Source organism: Pectobacterium polonicum (genome assembly GCF_005497185.1).
Taxonomy (GTDB): domain Bacteria; phylum Pseudomonadota; class Gammaproteobacteria; order Enterobacterales; family Enterobacteriaceae; genus Pectobacterium; species Pectobacterium polonicum.
In genome coordinates, this window is sequence record NZ_RJTN01000022.1 from 18444 (window position 1) to 38993 (window position 20550).

18 protein-coding genes are annotated in these 20550 nt (G+C 44.9%); 16 read left to right on the plus strand and 2 right to left on the minus strand.

Annotated elements, in window-relative coordinates; translation table 11 throughout:
• Positions 1 to 52 precede the first annotated feature (52 nt).
• Positions 53 to 1465: a diguanylate cyclase gene (locus tag EDI29_RS18500; RefSeq protein WP_137742066.1), complete on the minus strand. Its 1413-nt coding sequence runs from the start codon at positions 1463 to 1465 to the stop codon at positions 53 to 55.
• A gap of 209 nt (positions 1466 to 1674) precedes the next feature.
• Here EDI29_RS18500 and dsrB point away from each other — a divergent pair, with 209 nt between their 5' ends.
• Complete coding sequence (gene dsrB / locus EDI29_RS18505; RefSeq protein WP_137742067.1) at positions 1675 to 1878, plus strand: protein DsrB; 204 nt, start codon at positions 1675 to 1677, stop codon at positions 1876 to 1878.
• A gap of 66 nt (positions 1879 to 1944) precedes the next feature.
• Here dsrB and EDI29_RS18510 read toward each other — a convergent pair whose 3' ends face one another.
• Positions 1945 to 3666: a methyl-accepting chemotaxis protein gene (locus tag EDI29_RS18510; protein ID WP_137742068.1), complete on the minus strand. Its 1722-nt coding sequence runs from the start codon at positions 3664 to 3666 to the stop codon at positions 1945 to 1947.
• A gap of 310 nt (positions 3667 to 3976) precedes the next feature.
• Between EDI29_RS18510 and EDI29_RS18515 the strand changes: the two genes are divergently transcribed.
• The 15 genes from EDI29_RS18515 (at position 3977) to EDI29_RS18585 (ending at position 20526) form a co-directional block, all read left to right on the plus strand.
• On the plus strand, positions 3977 to 4903 hold the full coding sequence (locus EDI29_RS18515) for a DMT family transporter (RefSeq protein WP_137742069.1): 927 nt from the start codon (positions 3977 to 3979) through the stop codon (positions 4901 to 4903).
• Between the two features lie 827 nt (positions 4904 to 5730).
• Entirely contained in the window at positions 5731 to 6081 is a 351-nt protein-coding gene (flhD, locus tag EDI29_RS18520; protein ID WP_014915924.1) for a flagellar transcriptional regulator FlhD, read from the plus strand.
• A 3-nt stretch (positions 6082 to 6084) separates the two neighbouring features.
• Positions 6085 to 6663 (plus strand): flagellar transcriptional regulator FlhC, encoded by a 579-nt coding sequence (flhC, locus tag EDI29_RS18525; protein ID WP_005970730.1) that lies wholly within the window; start codon positions 6085 to 6087, stop codon positions 6661 to 6663.
• A 135-nt stretch (positions 6664 to 6798) separates the two neighbouring features.
• Entirely contained in the window at positions 6799 to 7686 is an 888-nt protein-coding gene (gene motA / locus EDI29_RS18530; RefSeq protein ID WP_107167797.1) for a flagellar motor stator protein MotA, read from the plus strand.
• Complete coding sequence (gene motB, locus EDI29_RS18535) at positions 7683 to 8735, plus strand: flagellar motor protein MotB (protein ID WP_137742070.1); 1053 nt, start codon at positions 7683 to 7685, stop codon at positions 8733 to 8735. The genes motA and motB overlap by 4 nt, the downstream gene beginning before the upstream one ends.
• A 39-nt stretch (positions 8736 to 8774) precedes the next feature.
• Positions 8775 to 10772, plus strand: coding sequence for a chemotaxis protein CheA (gene cheA, locus EDI29_RS18540; RefSeq protein ID WP_193555677.1), 1998 nt, complete (start codon positions 8775 to 8777; stop codon positions 10770 to 10772).
• Between the two features lie 31 nt (positions 10773 to 10803).
• Positions 10804 to 11301 (plus strand): chemotaxis protein CheW, encoded by a 498-nt coding sequence (gene cheW / locus EDI29_RS18545; protein WP_010279509.1) that lies wholly within the window; start codon positions 10804 to 10806, stop codon positions 11299 to 11301.
• A gap of 135 nt (positions 11302 to 11436) precedes the next feature.
• Positions 11437 to 13122 (plus strand): methyl-accepting chemotaxis protein, encoded by a 1686-nt coding sequence (locus EDI29_RS18550; protein WP_137742071.1) that lies wholly within the window; start codon positions 11437 to 11439, stop codon positions 13120 to 13122.
• A gap of 509 nt (positions 13123 to 13631) precedes the next feature.
• The gene (gene cheR / locus EDI29_RS18555) at positions 13632 to 14504 is read left to right on the plus strand and encodes a protein-glutamate O-methyltransferase CheR (protein WP_107167793.1); all 873 of its coding nucleotides are present in this window, start codon (positions 13632 to 13634) and stop codon (positions 14502 to 14504) included.
• Entirely contained in the window at positions 14504 to 15556 is a 1053-nt protein-coding gene (locus EDI29_RS18560; protein WP_107167792.1) for a protein-glutamate methylesterase/protein-glutamine glutaminase, read from the plus strand. Before cheR ends, EDI29_RS18560 begins: the two co-directional genes overlap by 1 nt.
• Positions 15557 to 15594: 38 nt before the next feature.
• Positions 15595 to 15984: a chemotaxis response regulator CheY gene (cheY, locus tag EDI29_RS18565; RefSeq protein WP_095699942.1), complete on the plus strand. Its 390-nt coding sequence runs from the start codon at positions 15595 to 15597 to the stop codon at positions 15982 to 15984.
• A gap of 9 nt (positions 15985 to 15993) precedes the next feature.
• Positions 15994 to 16638, plus strand: coding sequence for a protein phosphatase CheZ (gene cheZ / locus EDI29_RS18570; protein ID WP_107167791.1), 645 nt, complete (start codon positions 15994 to 15996; stop codon positions 16636 to 16638).
• A 243-nt stretch (positions 16639 to 16881) separates the two neighbouring features.
• Positions 16882 to 18033 (plus strand): flagellar biosynthesis protein FlhB, encoded by a 1152-nt coding sequence (gene flhB / locus EDI29_RS18575; RefSeq protein ID WP_137742072.1) that lies wholly within the window; start codon positions 16882 to 16884, stop codon positions 18031 to 18033.
• Positions 18026 to 20110 carry a flagellar biosynthesis protein FlhA gene (flhA, locus tag EDI29_RS18580; protein WP_137742073.1) on the plus strand — a complete coding sequence of 695 codons (2085 nt, stop codon included), beginning with the start codon at positions 18026 to 18028 and terminating at the stop codon, positions 20108 to 20110. Before flhB ends, flhA begins: the two co-directional genes overlap by 8 nt.
• Positions 20107 to 20526 (plus strand): flagellar protein FlhE, encoded by a 420-nt coding sequence (locus EDI29_RS18585; RefSeq protein WP_137742074.1) that lies wholly within the window; start codon positions 20107 to 20109, stop codon positions 20524 to 20526. Before flhA ends, EDI29_RS18585 begins: the two co-directional genes overlap by 4 nt.
• Positions 20527 to 20550 lie beyond the last annotated feature (24 nt).

Below are 20550 nucleotides of genomic sequence, written 5' to 3' on the forward strand. Positions count from 1 at the left end.
TACTCTTTTTCAGATCTAGACTGAAACGCAGATTTGCAGCAACCCAGAATAGCTATTCTGGCGCGTATTCGATCCTGTTTCTGCCATTTGCCTTAGCTTGATAGAGTGCATCGTCCGCAGCCTTTATCAAGCATTCATAATCCGGATGACCATTATACACGGCGATGCCTGCACTGATGGTCATTGTCACGCTTTCACCGTTTTGAAGATGAATCGTGTGATCCTGAATTTTCTTTCGCAGTCGTTCTATGATGGTGTGAGCAGCAACCTTGGGCGTTTCAATGAGCACGATCATGAATTCTTCTCCTCCATAACGGAAAACATAATCACTATTCCTCGTACTCTCATACAGAATTTCCGCAATTCGTTTTAGAATATTATCGCCAGCAGTATGGCCATATGTGTCATTGATGGATTTAAAATGATCAATATCAATCATAGCGATGCTGAGTGGCGTGTTTGAATGCATTGTCAGCGATATTTCGTGTCGAAGTATGGTTGGCAGGAAACGGCGGTTTAGCAAGAGGGTTAGCGTATCTTTACCGCTTTCCAGTTTTTGGACTTCGTCGAATAATGAGCTCAACAGCATATTTATTTTATAAATTTTGCTTCTAACTGTTTTAAGTAGTGGAGCGTAATCTTGCTGTGTCAGTAGTGCGATATTACTGTAGTTGCGAATGTAGTCATCAGTTTCGGTTATAATTTTCGCAATAGTCCGTATTCCCTGAATATTACTGAAACTGGATTTTCCTTTGTGGTTAAACCACAGACCAAATTCTGAATCACTCAGGTCTTGGATGCTGGAAAGTGGTGTACCGGTAGCAACGCTAAAAATAAAAGCATTTTCCCAATTGAGCAGTGATGCATTCTGTCGTTCTCTCTCTATGCTGGCGTTTTCCAGAATAGAAAATAACCGATAAGATTCTTCGTTTTTGGCTGCTAGATCGTGTGATTGTGAATAGGTTTTATTCATTATCTCTATGGCGATATCCATGGAAATAGAAGCGTAACGCATAGCATCAAAACATAGTGATTTATCATCTGCCACTTGTGTGATGTTGTCATAGAGTTGCCATTTTAGACGCCGAGCCCCACGTTCAACCAGATCGATCGGAATACCAATACGTGCATGAATCTGGCCAATTTTCTTTTGATAATTAATCAAATCTGCTAGGTGATCCCCAGTGTTTGATAGAATGTCTACTATCCATTTGCTCATAGACCCATGGAGTCGATCATGGACTTGCTGGCTGGAAAGAAAAAGAGAAGCTTCTTGATCTTTGAGCATGTAGGAATAGAACTTATCAGCAAACTCGGATGCTTTTTGGGCGGCGAGAGTTTGCAGTAGACCAAAAGATTTTTGTGAGGTCGTGGCTATCAATTGTGTCCACTCTGATGTTACGACTTGATTGTAGTCTGACTCACCGTTATCTCTCTGTTCATTAACGTTCAGTAGTTCGTTCAACTTTTCATCTCTTTTGCAAATATGTCGGGTGTACTAAGATAGAAATGCTCAATTTTTGCTTGAATAATCGATATTTAATGACAGAGAGGGTTAGCATGTCGTTGCTAAAAATTAATAAAATTAATCATTTCATATAGGTACTATTATTACCGCCGCTGTAAATGATAATGCCGTTTTTTTGATGTTAGAAGTTATTTTGAGATAAATTTATGAAAGTTAATGATTTGGTTACTGTTAAAACCGATGGGAAGACGCGCAGGGAAGGGATTGTTCTGGCCGTGGAAACGTTTGAGGAAGGGATAATGTATTTAGTTGCACTAAAAGATTACCCTGCTGGTATCTGGTTTTTCAATGAGGTTAACAGTAAGGATGGTACGTTTGTTGAACCAAAGATCTTGCCGGAAAAAGAGTAAAGGGGAATGTCAATATACGAGCATTGTCCGAGTGAACAATGCTCGTAGCTATTCTAGTATCCAGTATTAGAATGTTTCCCAGTTACCGTTTTCCGTATTGGTTTTGCGGGGAAGGGCAAGTGATGAATGACCCTTCGCGTGCAGAGCATTTGGCCGAGCGGGTGCTGAAGGCGTACTTGATAGATGGCTGGATAACTTAAATGTTGCAACGGCACGGGTCAGTAATGCGGCTTGCTCCTCTAGCGAGGCCGCAGCGGCACTGGCTTCCTGAACGAGCGCAGCATTCTGCTGTGTCACGCTATCCATTTCAGATATCGCTTGGCCGACCTGAGTTATTCCTCGACTTTGCTCGTCAGACGCAGAAGCAATTTCACCCATGATGTCGGTGACATTCGTGACTGCATCGACGATCTCTTTCATTGTTTGACCCGCGTTATCAACCAAGACAGAACCACTATTGACCAGGTTGACTGATTCGGAAATCAGCGTTTCTATCTCTTTTGCTGCTTGCGCACTACGTTGTGCGAGGCTACGAACCTCACTTGCGACGACAGCAAAACCACGACCTTGTTCTCCTGCTCTGGCTGCTTCAACTGCTGCATTTAGCGCAAGAATATTTGTTTGAAAAGCAATGCTGTTAATGACGCTGGTAATTTCAGATATTTTCTTTGAGCTACCTGAAATACTGTTCATTGTATTGACAACGTTTGCAACGATCTCTCCACCTTGTTTAGCTTTCCCAGAAGCGTTTGCTGCGAGTTGGCTTGCATGGTGAGCATTTTCTGAGTTTTGTTTCACAGTAGCGGTAAGTTGCTCCATGCTTGCCGCAGTTTGTTCAAGCGCTGCCGCTTGCTGTTCGGTACGTGAGGAAAGGTCTGTGTTACCAGATGAGATCTCTGTCGAACCTTGATAAATAGAATCTGCGCTTTCCCGAACAGTAGTGACGGTTGTGACCAGCGAGGATTGCATTTGTTGAACGTTGCTGGCTAGCGTACCAATTTCATTCCTGCCATAGCGCTCCGATACTTGAGTCAGATCGCCCTGCGCAATACGTTGAATTCTCATGACCAACTGGTTCATCGGTTTGATGAGGATTCCTCGCAGAAGGAAGAATGTCAGAAGCGTTAAAATGGTGGCCAGAGCGAAACTGCTCCCCATTAACGAATATCCGAGTAGCGCATTTTTATGTGCGGTTTCGTTTAATTCTTTCGCTCTCTGCGTACGGTAAGCGACAGCTTCGAGTAGAAATTTGTTATAGGCCGAATCTAAAATTCGGGTTTCTTCGGATTCAAGGGTGATGACTTCTTCAAATAGCCCTTGTTTTGCCGCAGTGAGCATTAACATAATGCCTTGATTGACATAGGCATCATATGATTTGCGTAAATCGCCGTCCAACGCTATATCCTGAGGTGTTTTAACCGGACGCTCTTCATAGATGAGGAAGGCTTTTTTTGACTGATCCAGACGTTGTTCAGCTTGCTTCAGGTTGTCATTGAAGACCTGAGAGTCGCCAATGCGTGCTGCGGCGGCTGCTTGGATTAGTAACAGACGGGCAGTGCGAAGGTGGTTAGAACTGTTCGAAATCCCCATTCGGGTGTCGATTTCTTGTGTAACGTCATCTAATGATTGATTGCTGCTTTGTAAAAAGTAGCTGGATGTGCCGATAGATGCTGCAAATAGCAGCATAATACCACCCAGAATAATGATGAATAAGGGAACTAGCCGTAAATTGCTCAGCATGCCAGCCTCGACGTGCTGCTCAGACCTTGAAGTTATTTTCATATCCATTCACTCATTCTCAGGAAATTATGATTTACCATGCCACTAGCGGCGGCATTAGCGTTTAGGTTTTAGTGTCTACATTAATGACAATCCATTAGCTAAACAACCAATGTAAAAGATAATCGGCATATATTGAGAAACCTTAATCAAATTCGATGCGATCCCGATCACGTTTTTAACGCTTTAAAAAGAAAAGAAAATTACGTGATGCGAAATCATACAAATTGATAATAAAAAACGAAGAGTCTGACACTCTAACTTTATTTGTCTGTGCTTCAACGCTATTGTGTGAAATCTATCTTCGGAGGGATTTTTCTTGGAAAAGCATACGCATTTTTTTTCTGATAAAAAAGTTGTTTTTTTTATCGCCACATTATGTTGTTTACTATGGGGGAGTGCTTATCCAGCCATTAAAAATGGCTATGAGCTGTTTCACATTGCGGATAATGATATTCCTGGAAAACTTGTTTTTGCGGGTTACCGTTTTGCGTTTGCTGGGCTGTTACTGTTGGTACTAGCCGTGCTACGTGGTCGGTCTATTGGGCGGTTTCGGCCGGGGCAGTTAGCCCAGTTGACAATCTTGGGAACATTTCAAACATCATTGCAATATGTTTTTTTCTATATCGGTCTGGCATATACCACAGGTGTTAAAGGTTCAATTATGAACGCAACCAGTACTTTTTTCAGTGTACTTCTTGCTCATTATCTGTACAGGAATGATAAGTTAAACGGCAATAAGCTAACAGGTTGTATATTAGGTTTTGCTGGTGTAATGGCCGTTAATATTAGCAGTCATGAAATGAGTATTAGTTTTACGCTGCTAGGTGATGGTTTTGTTGTTATTGCTGCATTTATTTTGTCAGCATCGACAATATATGGTAAACGGATATCACAAACGATGGACCCAACTATTATGACGGGTTATCAATTAGCGATTGGTGGCGTTATCTTAACGGTGTCAGGGTATTGTACAGGAGGATCGCTAGTTATACCCGATTGGAAAGCAGTGCTGATGCTCGGCTACCTTATTTTGCTATCTTCAATCGCTTTTTCATTATGGAGTCAATTGCTGAAATATAACCGGGTCGGTATGGTTGCACCATTTAATTTTCTCATTCCCGTATCCGGTACCGCGTTGTCAGCGTTGTTTCTTAATGAAAGTATTCTGGAGTGGAAATATTTCTTTGCACTCATCTTGGTATGTTCAGGTATTTGGTTGGTTAACCGGGTTACGAAGATGTGATCAGAAAATTATTTTTATTACAACCAGATAACTTCCTAATGTTGCATTCTGAGGTGTAACGTTTGAGATCGCTAAGGTCATGCCGTGCTTTGTATGGCCTCATACCGTAGCGGCTGCAATCAATTCCGATGGCTTACTATTTTATTAAAAATCAATAAATTATCCTTTTTTCGACTTTTTTGTTACATTTACATGTGTAGTGGCTTGGTAAGGAATGAGTACATTTTGCATCAAAACATATCGTTGAGAGTTTTTTGGGGAAAAAGTGTAAGTTTTTCATGAAAGGTATAAACTTACATGATGGCGCGCATATCGGGTATGATGATATTTTTGTATATGTATCATTTACATAGCAAGCAAATTGTTTCTTTTTTATTATTTTCAATGCTCTTTTTGTAACGTTTATTGTGCATTTGGGATGTAAAAATAAGCATGAAAGTGATCTGACCAGACGCAGCTTGGTTCATAAAGCTTTCATTTGTGTGACTTGCGTCACATAATGGCCAAAATTCTTCTTCAGTCGCGTTGTGTGTGCTATGGATTAGGCGGTACAGTTGCGCTGTTTTAGGATTAATCCTATGCTCTTGGTTGAGTGAGTCTTCATCGAAGGATCAGGAAAGCAGCGGATGAACGGATTCTCCGCGTGATGCGCAAAGTTGGCTAAAGTTGGCAAGTAGCATTGCCCGAATAAGAAATGATGAAGTAGTAACTTGCAGTATCTGGCACCGATAGTTTTTTATGCCATCAATGGAGAGTGATTTTCGAACTGGGCGATATGGTCTATCACCTAACTTATGTTTTAAACATAGCCTGTCGGGATGGGAAATATGGGTACCTCTGAATTACTCAAACACATTTATGACATTAATCTGTCTTATTTGTTACTGGCGCAACGCTTAATTAATGATGAAAAAGCTTCTGCGATGTTTCGTCTAGGAATCAATGACGAGATGGCAGATATCTTGATGCAATTGACTCTGCCGCAGATGGTGAAACTGGCAGAAACTAACCAACTGATATGCCATTTTCGTTTTAACGATCACAATACAATCAAAGTGTTGACTCAAGAATCGCGTGTGGATGATTTACAGCAAATTCATACGGGGATCTTGTTGTCGAGCCACTTATTACAACAGTTAACTTCGAAAGAAGAAAACCTGCCTAAGAAAAGGGCATAAGTGATGGCGGAGAAAAGTATTGTTCAGGAAGCGAAAGATATCCAGTTGGCGATGGAGCTCATTTCGCTTGGTGCTCGTTTACAGATGTTAGAAAGTGAGACTCAGTTAAGTCGCGGGCGTTTGATCAAGCTGTATAAAGAACTTAGAGGAAGCCCGCCACCAAAGGGAATGTTGCCTTTTTCAACGGATTGGTTTATGACCTGGGAACAGAATATTCATTCATCAATGTTCTACAACGCTTATAGCTTTTTAATTAAGAATGGGCAGTGTAGCGGTGTTGAAGCAGTCATTAAATCGTATCGATTGTACTTGGAACAGTGTGCACCTCAGAGTGATTCTCCTCTATTGGCATTGACTCGAGCTTGGACATTAGTCCGGTTTGTTGACAGCGGTATGCTGCAACTGTCGTCATGCAATTGCTGTAAAGGGATGTTTATTACTCACGCTCATCAGCCTAAAAACAGTTTTGTTTGTAGTTTGTGCCAACCGCCTTCCAGAGCGGTAAAAAGGCGTAAACTTTCGCAAAATCTTGCCGATATAATACCTCAACTGCTGGATGAACAGGTAAAACACGCAGTCTGAGTCTGTAGCGCGATTTGTGAATCTATCACTGTTGCTTGTGAAAGCAGTGATAGGTTTTTCCTCAAGAACGTCTTGGCTATGGCTCCGCAGTTTTATCTCACCTTCCGCCCACCTTTTTTATTATAAGGATTTCTTGTGCTGGTTATATTGGGTTATATCGTAATTGTGGCCTCGATACTCGGCGGTTATCTCATGGTCGGTGGGGCCTTGGGTGCGCTTTATCAGCCTTCGGAGTTACTGATTATTGGTGGTGCAGCGTTGGGCGCTTTCATTGTGGGCAACAATGGAAAGGCGATAAAAGCAACATTGCGAGCGCTGCCTCTTTTGGTCAAAGGCTCCAAGTATAATAAAGCTTTGTATATGGATCTTATGGCCTTGCTCTTTCGTGTGATGGCCAAATCTCGTCAGCAAGGGATGCTTTCGCTTGAGTTTGATATTGATAATCCTCGCGAGAGCGAGATCTTCTCAAGCTATCCGAATATTCTTTCCGACAACAACATTGTTGAGTTTATCACCGATTATTTGCGTTTGATGGTCAGTGGTAACATGAATGCGTTTGAGATTGAAACGTTGATGGACGAAGAGATCGAAACGATTGAACATGAAAGTGAAGTACCTGCGAGCAGCCTGACAATGATGGGTGACGGCCTCCCAGCATTTGGTATTGTTGCAGCAGTTATGGGCGTTGTTCACTCATTAGCCTATGTTGACCGGCCTGCCGCTGAGTTAGGGATGATGATTGCCCATGCCATGGTGGGGACTTTTCTTGGTATCCTACTGGCTTACGGTTTCGTCTCTCCATTAGCAGCTTTACTGCGGCAGAAAAATGCAGAAAAAATCAAGGTATTGCAGTGTATTAAAGTGACTTTACTGTCGAGCCTTAATGGCTATGCACCGCAAATTGCTGTGGAGTTTGGACGTAAAACGCTGTACTCAACGGAACGCCCTTCTTTTACAGAATTGGAAGAACATATTCGTCGTGTAAAATCGCCGACCCAGCAAGCGTCGGATAGTAACGCATGAAACATCAGCATCCCATTATTCGCAAAAAGCGCAAATCTGGGCATGGGGGCCACCATGGTGGCTCTTGGAAGATTGCCTACGCTGACTTTATGACAGCAATGATGGCATTGTTTCTGGTTATGTGGCTCATCGCCATCTCTACACCTATGCAGTTGGCCCAAATCGCGGAGTATTTTCGTACCCCATTAAAGGTTGCATTAACTTCAGGTTCTAAATCAAGCGACAGCTCCAGCCCCATCCCTGGTGGGGGGAACGATCCAACTCAACAAGATGGTGAAGTGAAAAAGGCCATCAAAACAGATAACATAGAAAAGAAACTGGATGAGGCACGACTGAATAAACTGCGAGAGCGCTTGGATCAGTTAATTGAGGCCGATCCCCGATTACGTGCACTCCGTCCACATTTGCTGATTGAGATGATTGAGGAAGGGTTACGTATTCAAATCATCGATAGCCAAAACCGTCCAATGTTTAAAACTGGGAGTGCGCAGGTTGAACCTTATATGCGGGATATTCTGCGTGCAATAGCCCCTATTTTGAATGACTTCCCTAATAAACTGAGTATTTCAGGCCATACCGATGATGTTCAGTATACGACAGGGGAACGCGGTTATAGCAACTGGGAATTATCTGCTGATCGCGCCAATGCATCACGACGAGAGCTTATTTTTGGTGGTTTGTCTGATGGAAAAGTTTTGCGCGTTGTGGGCATGGCTGCGACAATGAGCCTCAAACAGGCGACAAGCGGAAATGATGCAATTAATCGACGTATCAGTCTCTTGGTACTGAGCAAACAAGCTCAGAAGGATATTGAAGAAGAAAATGCAGAAAGTTCTGCTGTAAATATAGACAAAGCAGAAAATTTACAAAATATGGGGTTGGATAAGCCTAAACCTACCACGCCGACTGCCGAAAATAGTGATAACAATACGGGTGGAAGTGGTGAGGCATTGCCACAACCAACAAATGGAGTTCCTGCTCCAGAGCGTCAACAGCCAACTACTGCGTTGCCTGCTGCGCCGGATAGCCAGGCGACGCCTTCTCAATAAGCCGCGATTCACAGCTGAGGTGACCACGTGAGCATGGACATGAGTGCTTTCTATCAAACTTTCTTTGATGAAGCAGATGAATTACTGGCAGATATGGAACAACATTTATTGTTGTTGGATCCTTCAGAGCCTGATACCGAACAATTAAATGCGATTTTCCGTGCAGCTCACTCCATAAAAGGAGGTGCAGGCACATTCGGTTTTAAAATTTTGCAGGAAACTACGCACCTTTTAGAAAATCTACTCGATGGGGCAAGACGTAGTGAAATGCGTCTTAGCACTGATATCATTAACCTGTTTCTGGAAACAAAAGACATCATGCAGGATCAGTTGGACGCTTATAAAACCGCACAGGAGCCCAATGCTGAGAGCTTTGAGTATATCTGTCAGGCCTTGCGCCAGCTTGCTCTGGAGTCTAAAGCAGATGGTGAGGCAACCCAGCCTGACACATCGTCTACAACCCTACACTCTGTCAGCCCAACATCTAATGATGTAGGTAAAGGTGAAATGCGTATCGCATTAACCGGCCTGAAATCCCAGGAAATACCTCAGATGCTGGAAGAACTTGGTAATCTGGGAACCGTTAAAGATCCTCACCAGACTGACACCAGCGTAGAAGTGACATTAGTCACTTCTGAAAGTGAAGACGATATTAGCGCTGTACTGTGTTTTGTTCTTGAACCAGAGCAAATCAGTTTCAAGTCTGCCGTAGCCAGTCAACCCGTTGTCGCTGAAGTCGCAGAAACGTTAACTGTTGTTGAAGCACCCGTTGCGCCAATAGCACCGTCTGCGCCCGTTGCAGCGAAACCGCAATCTGCTCCGGAAAATGGAAAAAATAAAGCAAAAACCGGTGATACCAGCATCCGTGTAGCGGTTGAGAAAGTTGACCAACTTATCAACCTGGTTGGTGAGTTAGTGATTACGCAATCGATGCTGGCACAGCGCTCAAGTGAGCTTGACCCTGTGGCGCACGGCGATCTGCTCAATAGCATGGGGCAATTGGAACGCAACGCCCGCGATCTGCAAGAGTCGGTTATGTCCATTCGTATGATGCCGATGGAATATGTATTTAGTCGTTTCCCTCGTTTGGTGCGTGATTTGGCTGCCAAGTTGGATAAGCAGGTCGAGTTAACGCTGATGGGGAGCTCGACTGAATTGGATAAGAGCTTGATCGAACGTATTATTGATCCTCTGACACACTTGGTGCGCAACAGCCTTGATCACGGTATCGAGTCTCCAGATAAACGCGTTGCTGCCGGTAAGTCTGCCGTGGGTAACCTGACGCTTTCTGCGGAACATCAGGGCGGTAACATCTGCATTGAGGTTATCGACGATGGGGCTGGGCTTAACCGTGAAAGAATTCTTGCTAAAGCTCTGTCTCAAGGGTTGGCGGTGAGCGATGCAATGTCTGATGAAGAAGTGGGCATGTTGATTTTTGCTCCTGGCTTCTCCACAGCAGAGAAGGTCACTGACGTTTCTGGCCGAGGTGTCGGCATGGATGTCGTCAAGCGGAATATCCAGGAAATGGGCGGACATGTTGAAATCCACTTCCAGGCTGGAAAAGGTACAACGATAAGAATCTTGTTACCATTAACGTTGGCCATCCTTGATGGTATGTCCGTTAAAGTTAACAATGAAGTCTTTATCCTACCGCTTAACGCCGTGATGGAATCTTTGCAACCTCAGTCTGAAGACCTGTACCCGTTAGCGGGTGGTGAGCGTGTGCTACAAGTTCGTGGTGAATATTTACCTCTCGTTGAACTATTCCATATCTTTGATGTGGATGGTGCTAAAACGGATGCTACTCAGGGTATAGTCGTTATTCTACAGAGTGCAGGTCGACGTTATGCCTTGTTGGTCGATCAGTTGATTGGGCAACATCAGGTCGTCGTCAAAAACTTGGAAAGTAATTATCGCAAGGTACCAGGCGTTTCAGCCGCTACCATTCTTGGTGATGGTAGCGTTGCGCTGATTGTGGATGTTTCAGCGTTACAAGCGCTTAATCGTGAAAAGCGTGTGGTTGAAACTGCTGCTTAATAAAACAGATCGTTAATAAAGGGTGGAAAACATGACTGGACTTGCAAGCGTCACCAAATTAACTGGCGAAACCGTAGGACAGGAATTCCTGATTTTTACGCTGGGTGACGAAGAGTACGGCGTTGATATTTTAAAAGTACAAGAAATTCGCGGTTATGACCAGGTAACGCGTATTGCCAACACGCCTTCTTTCATTAAGGGTGTGACCAATTTACGTGGTGTTATTGTCCCTATCGTTGACTTGCGCATTAAATTTGCCAAGCAAGATGTTGAATATGATGACAACACGGTTGTTATTGTTCTGAACCTTGGGCAGCGTGTTGTTGGTATCGTTGTAGATGGTGTGTCCGATGTATTGTCATTGACTGCGGACCAAATTCGACCTGCACCAGAGTTTGCCGTAACACTGTCAACAGAGTACCTGACTGGGTTGGGTTCTCTGGGTGAGAGAATGCTGATTTTGGTTGATATTGAAAAACTGTTGAGCAGCGAAGAAATGGCTCTGGTTGATAGTGTATTGAAAGTCTAATTCATCGGCCTTCAGGGGCTACGAAAGTGGCCCCGAAAACCTCCCTTAGCCATATCCTTGTCAGTTCAGAAATTCGTAAAGATATCCAGAATAATGCCGATATTACCGGTGGTTGGTCTACTCAAAAGGCGTTGTATGTTTAACCGTATAAAAGTTGTCACAGGTTTGATGCTTGTGCTGGTGTTGTTTGGAGCCCTTCAGCTTATTTCTGGTGGTTTATTTTTTAGTGCATTAAAAAATGATAAGGATATCTTCAGCTCAACGCAGGTTATTAACCAGAAGCGTTCTGAACTGGATTCAGCATGGTCATATTTATTACAGACCCGCAATACACTTAACCGTGCAGGCACGCGTTTTGCTCTTGATGCCAGCGGTACGGGCACGGGCACAGGGGGAAAAGAGCTTTTGGCTTCTGCTCAAAAGCAACTGTCTGTAGCAAACGATTTTTTCTCACGGTATGAGAAAGTGCCGCAGGATTCACGTCAGGATGAAAGCGTTGCTCGGGGCGTAAAAGAGAATTATGTGGCTTTGAATAGTGCGTTGATTGAATTAATTCAGTTCTTGAACGCAGGGGAATTTAAGAAATTTATTGATCAGCCGACACAGCGTTTTCAGGATAACTTTGAAAAAGCGTATTACACCTATAAAGCTGAAAGCGACAAACTTTATCAGGCTGGCATAACTAAAAATGATGAAGCTTACGATTCGGCACTTTGGATACTTGGTTTCATTACCGTGTTGGTTTTTGCGTTAGCCTTGATTTCCTGGATTGGTATTCAACAATTATTAATGAGGCCGCTAAATAATATTGTTGAACATATTCGTCATATCGCTAAAGGTGATTTGACAAAGACGACCAATTTTCATAGCAGTAATGAAATGGGCATTCTTGCTGACAGCATTCGTCATATGCAAAGCGAGTTTGTTTCAACGGTGAGTGCAGTCCGACAAGGTGCCGATGCTATCTATACTGGCGCGACGGAAATTAGTGCCGGGAATAACGATCTTTCCTCACGTACAGAACAACAGGCGGCTTCGTTAGAAGAAACGGCTGCCAGCATGGAACAACTGACGGCAACGGTTAAACAGAATGCGGAAAATGCCCGCCAAGCTAGCCAGTTGGCACTAAGTGCGTCAGAGACTGCTCAGAAGGGGGGCAAAGTTGTCGATAATGTCGTCAAAACCATGCACAATATTGCTGGAAGTTCGCAAAAAATTGCCGATATTACTAGTGTGATTGATGGTATCGCTTTCCAAACCAATATCCTTGCGCTGAATGCGGCGGTTGAAGCGGCCAGAGCCGGGGAGCAGGGACGTGGGTTTGCGGTTGTTGCTGGGGAAGTTCGCAATTTGGCACAACGTAGTGCTCAGGCTGCGAAAGAAATCAAAAGCCTGATTGAAGATTCAGTCAACCGAGTCGATGAAGGCTCTGTACTGGTTGAAAGTGCGGGCGAGACGATGGGAGAAATCGTCAGTGCGGTCACACGTGTAACAGATATTATGGGCGAAATTGCCTCGGCCTCTGATGAGCAAAGTAAAGGCATCGATCAGGTTGGCCAGGCTGTTACTGAAATGGACCGCGTAACGCAACAGAACGCCTCTTTGGTTGAAGAGTCTGCTGCTGCTGCGGTTGCTTTGGAAGAGCAGGTTAAAGTGCTAAACCAAGCCGTTGCTGTATTCCGGCTGTCTGAGGATACGGGTTCGTTTAGAAGAACAACGCCAGCAGCAACCGGACAAAAGCCTGTATTGTTGGCTCCATCAGCAAATGGCGGTAAGAAAGTGAAAGAAGGTTCTTCCAATGATAATTGGGAAACGTTCTGATAAAAACCTTGGTATAGCGGCTATAAGTAAGCCCAATATGTAAAGCTTCTAGTGAGCTAACGCCCAGCCGCTTGCGTGTCGGTGGCTGGGTGATTGTTTATTTAAAAAGATAAGCGTGAGCGTCACTTATCTGTGTACGTTTACTGTTTACGGTGATACAGCACTTGGTGCTTTGAAGCAGGGTAATTCATGGTATTGTTCAATCTGTAACTTATGTTATGGATATGATGGGGTGACGTTGACTTTGGTATAAAAGCCAGAGGCAAAGCAAGCAGGTAGCACAGCTGTGACGAGAGGGACAATGCCACCCGACAGCATGTGGCTTTGGTAGAACAGACACGCTGAGCGTTCTGCTTTCAGAACTTGCGGAGTGTATTACCAATACAGTGTCAATTTTAATCGTAATGCGATGAGCAATTGACGAATGACAATAAAAACCTGCGTTAGCTGTAAAGGAAAGTTCAGATTGAAAAACACCATAGCAAAACACACTATTCGAGCGGTTTGATATGAAAAGTATACCATCGCAAAATCGCCCCGAATCTGCGTCTATTCTGACGCAGATGGTTGATCGGTTGCCGCTGTCGGACACACATTTTCGACGGATCAGCCAATTAATATATCAGCGTGCTGGAATTGTCTTGGCCGATCACAAACGTGAAATGGTTTATAACCGTTTGGTTAGACGTCTCCGTTTACTTGGAATCAATGATTTTGGCCAGTATTTAGCGCTCTTGGAGTCAGATCCTAACAGCGCGGAATGGCAGGCTTTCGTTAATGCGTTAACGACTAACCTGACGGCATTTTTTCGCGAAGCTCACCATTTTCCTATATTGGCAGAACATGCCAGAAAACGCCCCAATGGCTATACGATTTGGAGTACAGCGGCTTCCACGGGAGAAGAACCTTATTCATTGGCGATGACACTTGCTGAAGTCTTAGGTAATAAAGCGAGTGGATGTCAGGTGTGGGCCAGTGATATTGATACTCAAGTGTTAGAAAAGGCAACTGCTGGTATCTACCGTCAGGAAGAATTACGTTCTCTTTCTCCACAGCAGCTACAGAAGTTTTTTTTACGCGGTACCGGGCCGCATAGTGGTTTAGTTCGTGTTCGCCCGGAACTTGCGTCTATGGTGCATTTCCAACAACTCAATCTGCTCGCCCCCGATTGGTCTGTCCCTGCACCATTCGATGCTATTTTTTGTCGCAATGTAATGATTTATTTCGATAAAGAAACCCAAGAGCGTATTCTCCGTCGATTCGTCCCGATGCTCAAACCGGGTGGATTGTTATTTGCTGGACATTCAGAGAATTTCAGCCAGATTAGTCGAGAATTCTATTTGCGTGGGCAAACTGTATATGGACTGGCTAAGGAAAGATAATGAGCAAAATAAGAGTATTATGCGTTGATGATTCTGCCCTAATGCGCCAGATCATGACTGAAATAATTAATAGCCATCCTGACATGGAAGTTGTTGCGACTGCGCCAGATCCATTAGTTGCTCGTGATTTGATTAAAAAATTCAATCCTCAGGTATTAACGTTGGATGTTGAAATGCCGCGCATGGATGGGCTGGATTTTCTTGAAAAACTTATGCGTCTGCGTCCGATGCCTGTTGTAATGGTGTCGTCGCTGACGGGAAAGGGTTCAGAAATTACGCTTCGCGCATTGGAACTTGGTGCTATTGATTTCGTCACCAAACCGCAACTGGGTATCCGCGAAGGGATGCTTGCATACAGTGAACTGATTGCGGAAAAAATTCGTATGGCAGCGAAAGCGCGTTTGCCGCAACGTAGCACAGTAGCAGAGCCGACAAAAATTATTCAGCACATGCCACTGCTCAGTAGTGAGAAGCTGATCGCGATTGGTGCATCCACGGGGGGAACAGAAGCGATACGGCATGTATTACAGCCTCTGCCACCAACAAGCCCTGCGCTATTGATTACACAACATATGCCCCCTGGTTTTACGAAGTCTTTTGCCGAGCGTTTAAACAAGCTATGCCAGATTACGGTGAAAGAAGCAGAAGACGGGGAACGTGTGCTTCCTGGTCATGCATACATCGCTCCAGGGGCTCGCCATCTTGAATTGGCTCGTAGTGGGGCAAATTATCAAGTACGTTTAAATGATGGACCTCCAGTTAATCGGCATCGTCCATCAGTTGATGTGTTATTCCGTTCGGTTGCGCAATATGCCGGGCGAAATGCTGTAGGGGTAATCCTTACTGGAATGGGGAATGATGGGGCGGCCGGCATGCTGGAGCTCCATCAGGCTGGTGCTTATACGCTGGCCCAAAATGAAGCAAGTTGTGTGGTTTTCGGGATGCCACGCGAAGCGATTGCGATGGGTGGTGTCGATGAAGTGGTGGATTTGCACCAGGTGAGCCAGCGAATGTTGGCACAAATCTCTGCCGGACAGGCATTACGTATATAAGCAGCTCTCGGTGAGCAATAAATATTTTAGGAGTAGGTATGGCCGATAAAGAACTCAGATTTCTGGTAGTGGATGATTTTTCGACAATGCGCCGAATTGTCCGTAACCTGCTTAAGGAACTGGGCTTTAATAACGTAGAAGAGGCAGAGGATGGTGCCGATGCACTGAATAAGCTTCGCTCCAGTGCTTTTGATTTCGTCATTTCTGACTGGAATATGCCCAATATGGATGGACTTGAGCTGTTGCAGACTATCCGTGCTGACGGCGCGCTTTCCAGCCTCCCTGTGCTGATGGTAACGGCAGAAGCGAAGAAAGAGAACATTATCGCTGCAGCACAAGCGGGTGCTAGCGGCTATGTAGTTAAACCATTTACTGCAGCTACCCTCGAAGAAAAACTAAGTAAGATTTTCGAAAAACTGGGTATGTAAGGGGATCTTATGACGCCACATATGCCGTCAGTTAACGACACAGCTTCAGCAACCGAGATCATTTCGCGTATTGGCCAATTGACTCGTATGCTGCGTGACAGTTTGAAAGAACTGGGTCTGGATAATGCGATAGCAGAAGCAGCAGAGGCCATTCCTGATGCCCGCGATCGTCTTGACTATGTTGTCCAGATGACCGCGCAAGCGGCGGAGCGAGCACTGAACTGTGTCGAAGCTGCGCAACCACGCCAGAACCAGCTCGAGTCAGGCGCAAAATCCCTGAAGGTTCGTTGGGATGAATGGTTTGAAAATCCAATCGAACTTGCAGATGCGCGCGAATTAGTGACGGATACGCGTAGCTATCTTGAAGATGTGCCACAACATACCTCATTTACCAACGCCCAACTGTTGGAAATTATGATGGCGCAAGATTTCCAGGACCTTACTGGCCAGGTAATCAAGCGTATGATGGATGTTGTTCAGGAGATCGAAAAACAATTGCTGATGGTATTGCTGGAAAATATCCCAGAAAAACCTGATGCACCTAAGCGTGCCAATGATGGTCTTCTGAATGGACCCCAATTGGACAAAGGTGCAGCAGGTATTGTAGCCAATCAGGATCAGGTTGATGATCTTCTGGATAGTCTCGGGTTCTAATGAGCCTTGCTTTAAGAAAAGGAATCATTTCCTTTTTTGAAAGGCTAGAGTGCCGTTGTTCCGGTTATTTATGGCCAGATTTATGGCCATAAATAGCTACTCTTGATTTCCCCTTTCCCTTTCCTTTTCACTATGCGTTAAAGAAGCGTTAGTTTTTCTCGTTGTTCCGGCCATAAAATTTTTCTGTATTTGTCATGCTAGGCAGCAAATTCCTATCCCGGAAGTCGTAACAGGAACATCGCCGTGGCTGAAGATAGCGATCTGGAAAAAACAGAGGCCCCCACTCCCCAAAAGGAGGAGAAGGCGCGAGAAGAAGGCCAAGTCCCACGTTCTCGAGAGTTGACTTCCGTTTTGATGATGGTCGCAGGATTGGCTATTTTGTGGATGGGAGGCGATGCAATGGCTGGCAGACTGACCAGAATTGTCGCGCAGTCGCTAAATTTTGATTATGCAACGATTAGCGATGATACCCAAATGCTACGCCATGTTGGTTCATTATTGCACCAAGCTGCATTTGCATTGATACCGATTATGCTAGGGGCTGTGTTGGTGGCGTTGTCTGCTCCGATGCTGCTAGGGGGAATATTATTTAGCACTAAGTCATTAAAAGTTGATTTTAAAAAACTAGATCCTATTTCTGGTTTAAAACGTTTATTTTCTGCTCAGTCATTGGCTGAACTTTTCAAGGCAATATTAAAATCTGTCATGGTTGGGATCATTAGTACCTTGTTCCTGATTCATAACTGGCCGAAAATATTGCATTTGGTATCCGAAGCGCCGATTGCAGCGTTAGGTGATGCATTGGAATTGGCCGTAATGTGTGGCTTTCTCATCATAATGGGCCTTATTCCCATGGTTGCATTTGATGTGTTCTGGCAAGTCTGGAGCCACATCAAGAAATTACGGATGACGAAGCAGGAAATTCGTGACGAGCATAAGCAGAACGAAGGCGATCCTCATGTTAAAGGTCGTATTCGTCAGCAACAAAGGGCAATTGCCCAACGTAGGATGATGGCGGATGTTCCTAAGGCGGATGTAATAGTCACTAACCCGACGCATTATGCGGTAGCATTACGATATGATGATAAAAAAATGAATGCGCCGAAAGTGTTGGCTAAAGGGGCTGGTGAAATCGCTTTGCGTATTCGTGAACTGGGGACCGAGCATCGCGTTCCTATTTTAGAAGCGCCGCCGTTGGCGCGAGCGTTATTTCGTCATTCAGAGATCGGAGAGCATATACCTGCTGCGTTGTATGCTGCCGTTGCAGAAGTCTTAGCTTGGGTTTATCAACTGAAACGCTGGAAGCGAGAAGGTGGATTAATCCCTAGAAAACCGAAACATCTACCAGTGCCTGATGCACTGGATTTTGCTAAAGAGAATACTACTGATGGCTAATTTGGCCTCTTTGCTTCGTTTACCGAGTAATATGAAAGGTAGCCAATGGCAAATATTAGCCGGACCTATACTGATCCTGCTGATACTGTCTATGATGGTATTGCCGCTGCCACCATTCATTCTGGATCTGCTATTTACCTTTAATATCGCACTATCAATCATGGTCTTGCTGGTTGCGATGTTTACGCAACGGACGTTGGAGTTCGCTGCATTCCCTACCATCCTACTGTTTTCTACATTACTGCGCTTGTCACTTAACGTCGCCTCTACCCGTATTATTTTGCTGGAAGGGCACACGGGGACCGCCGCAGCAGGGAAGGTTGTCGAAGCATTTGGACACTTCCTTGTAGGTGGGAATTTTGCTATTGGTATTGTGGTATTTATCATTCTCGTTTTAATCAACTTCATGGTTATTACCAAAGGTGCCGGCCGTATTGCCGAAGTTGGTGCTCGCTTTGTATTGGACGGTATGCCTGGTAAGCAGATGGCGATCGATGCCGATCTTAACGCTGGGATAATTGGTGAGGAAGAAGCGAAAAAGCGCCGTGCAGAGGTAACACAGGAGTCAGACTTTTATGGTTCTATGGATGGTGCCAGTAAGTTCGTGCGTGGTGATGCTGTCGCTGGACTGATTATCATGGTCATCAATATTGTTGGCGGATTGATCGTCGGTGTCGTGCAACATGGAATGCCAGTAGGGCAGGCGGCGGAAAGCTATACCTTGCTTACTATCGGTGACGGGCTGGTTGCTCAGATCCCTGCTCTGATTATTTCTACCGCTGCGGGTGTTATTGTTACTCGTGTGAGTACCGATCAGGATGTTGGCCAGCAGATGGTCACTCAGTTATTCAATAATCCGCGGGTTATGGTGCTGAGTGCGGCAGTGATTGGGCTTATTGGGCTGGTTCCTGGAATGCCTAATTTTGTCTTTTTGTTATTCACCGCATCTTTGTTGGGGCTTGCTTGGTGGATGCGCGGGGAACAGACAAAAGAACCCGCTATGCAGCCCATACCTGCATCAATGGAGAAGCATCAGGTTGTTGAAGCTAGTTGGTCTGATGTACAGCTTGAAGATCCGCTAGGTATGGAAGTGGGCTATCGTTTGATCCCAATGGTTGACGCGCAGCAAGATGGAGAACTATTGGGAAGAATTCGTAGTATCAGGAAGAAGTTTGCTCAGGAAATGGGATACTTACCTCCAGTGGTTCATATTAGGGATAACCTGGAGCTCCAACCTGCCAGTTACCGCATATTAATGAAAGGTGTTGAAGTGGGGAGCGGTGAGGCTCATCCTGGTCGGTGGATGGCAATAAATCCAGGGAATGCGGTTGGCTCTTTATCTGGAGATATCACACAGGACCCTGCGTTTGGGCTACCAGCAGTCTGGATTGATAATGCTCTGAAAGATCAGGCTCAAGCTCAAGGGTTCACGGTTGTAGAGGCCAGTACTGTGGTGGCTACACACCTGAACCACTTAATTGCATTACATGCTAGCGAACTGTTTGGTAGACAAGAAGCTCAGCAACTGATGGATCGTGTGGCGCAGGAAATGCCAAAACTGACAGAAGATTTTATTCCAGGCGTTGTGACGCTAACCACATTGCACAAAGTTTTGCAAAATCTGCTCAGCGAGCGGGTTTCGATTAGGGATATGCGAACCATCATGGAGACATTGGCTGAGCATGCGCCTGTGCAACCAGACCCCTATGAATTGACTACAGTTGTCAGGGTTGCATTAGGACGTGCTATCACTCAGCAGTGGTTCCCGGGAGACAGCGAACTTCAGGTTATTGGGCTGGAAGGTTCATTGGAACGCCTTTTACTACAGGCCCTTCAGGGGGGCGGTGGCCTCGAACCGGGGCTTGCCGATCGCCTACTCGAGCAGGCGAGACAGGCACTACAACGACAGGAAATGTTAGGTGCTCCACCTGTGCTGCTTGTGAACCATGCTTTGCGTGCTTTACTTGCCCGATTCTTGCATCGTAGTCTGCCAAACATGGCTGTACTTTCTAATTTGGAAATTAGCGATCATCGCCAAATCCGCATGACATCAGTTATAGGGGAAGCTCAACAATGAGAAAGCTGATTCGTTCTCTAGTCGCTGTAGTGATGGTTTTTCCGCTTTGCGCTATCGCAACGCCGGGTAGTTGGAATGGAAGTCAGCCTGGGGTAAAACTTGATTACCGTGGTGAAATGATTACGACATCGGCCTTTGTCCCTAACACCATGGTTAAGCCGAATGAAACCATTACGACAATATACTGGCGATATGTGATTGATTCAGTGATACCTACGGGGCTGGTCGTTAAGCTTTGTTCGGAATCACCGCAGCGTTGTGTTGACTTAAATGGAAGCGGTGACGGGCAAACTCAGGCATTTGATGGATTAGCGGCCAATAATGAGTTTCGTTTTGTATACTACATTGAAGGAAAAGGGCGCATTAAGCAGACGTTCATCGTCCGTACGATCGATATCGCGGTCAACTATAAATAGTGGTTTTAAGTAAGAAGCTGTATT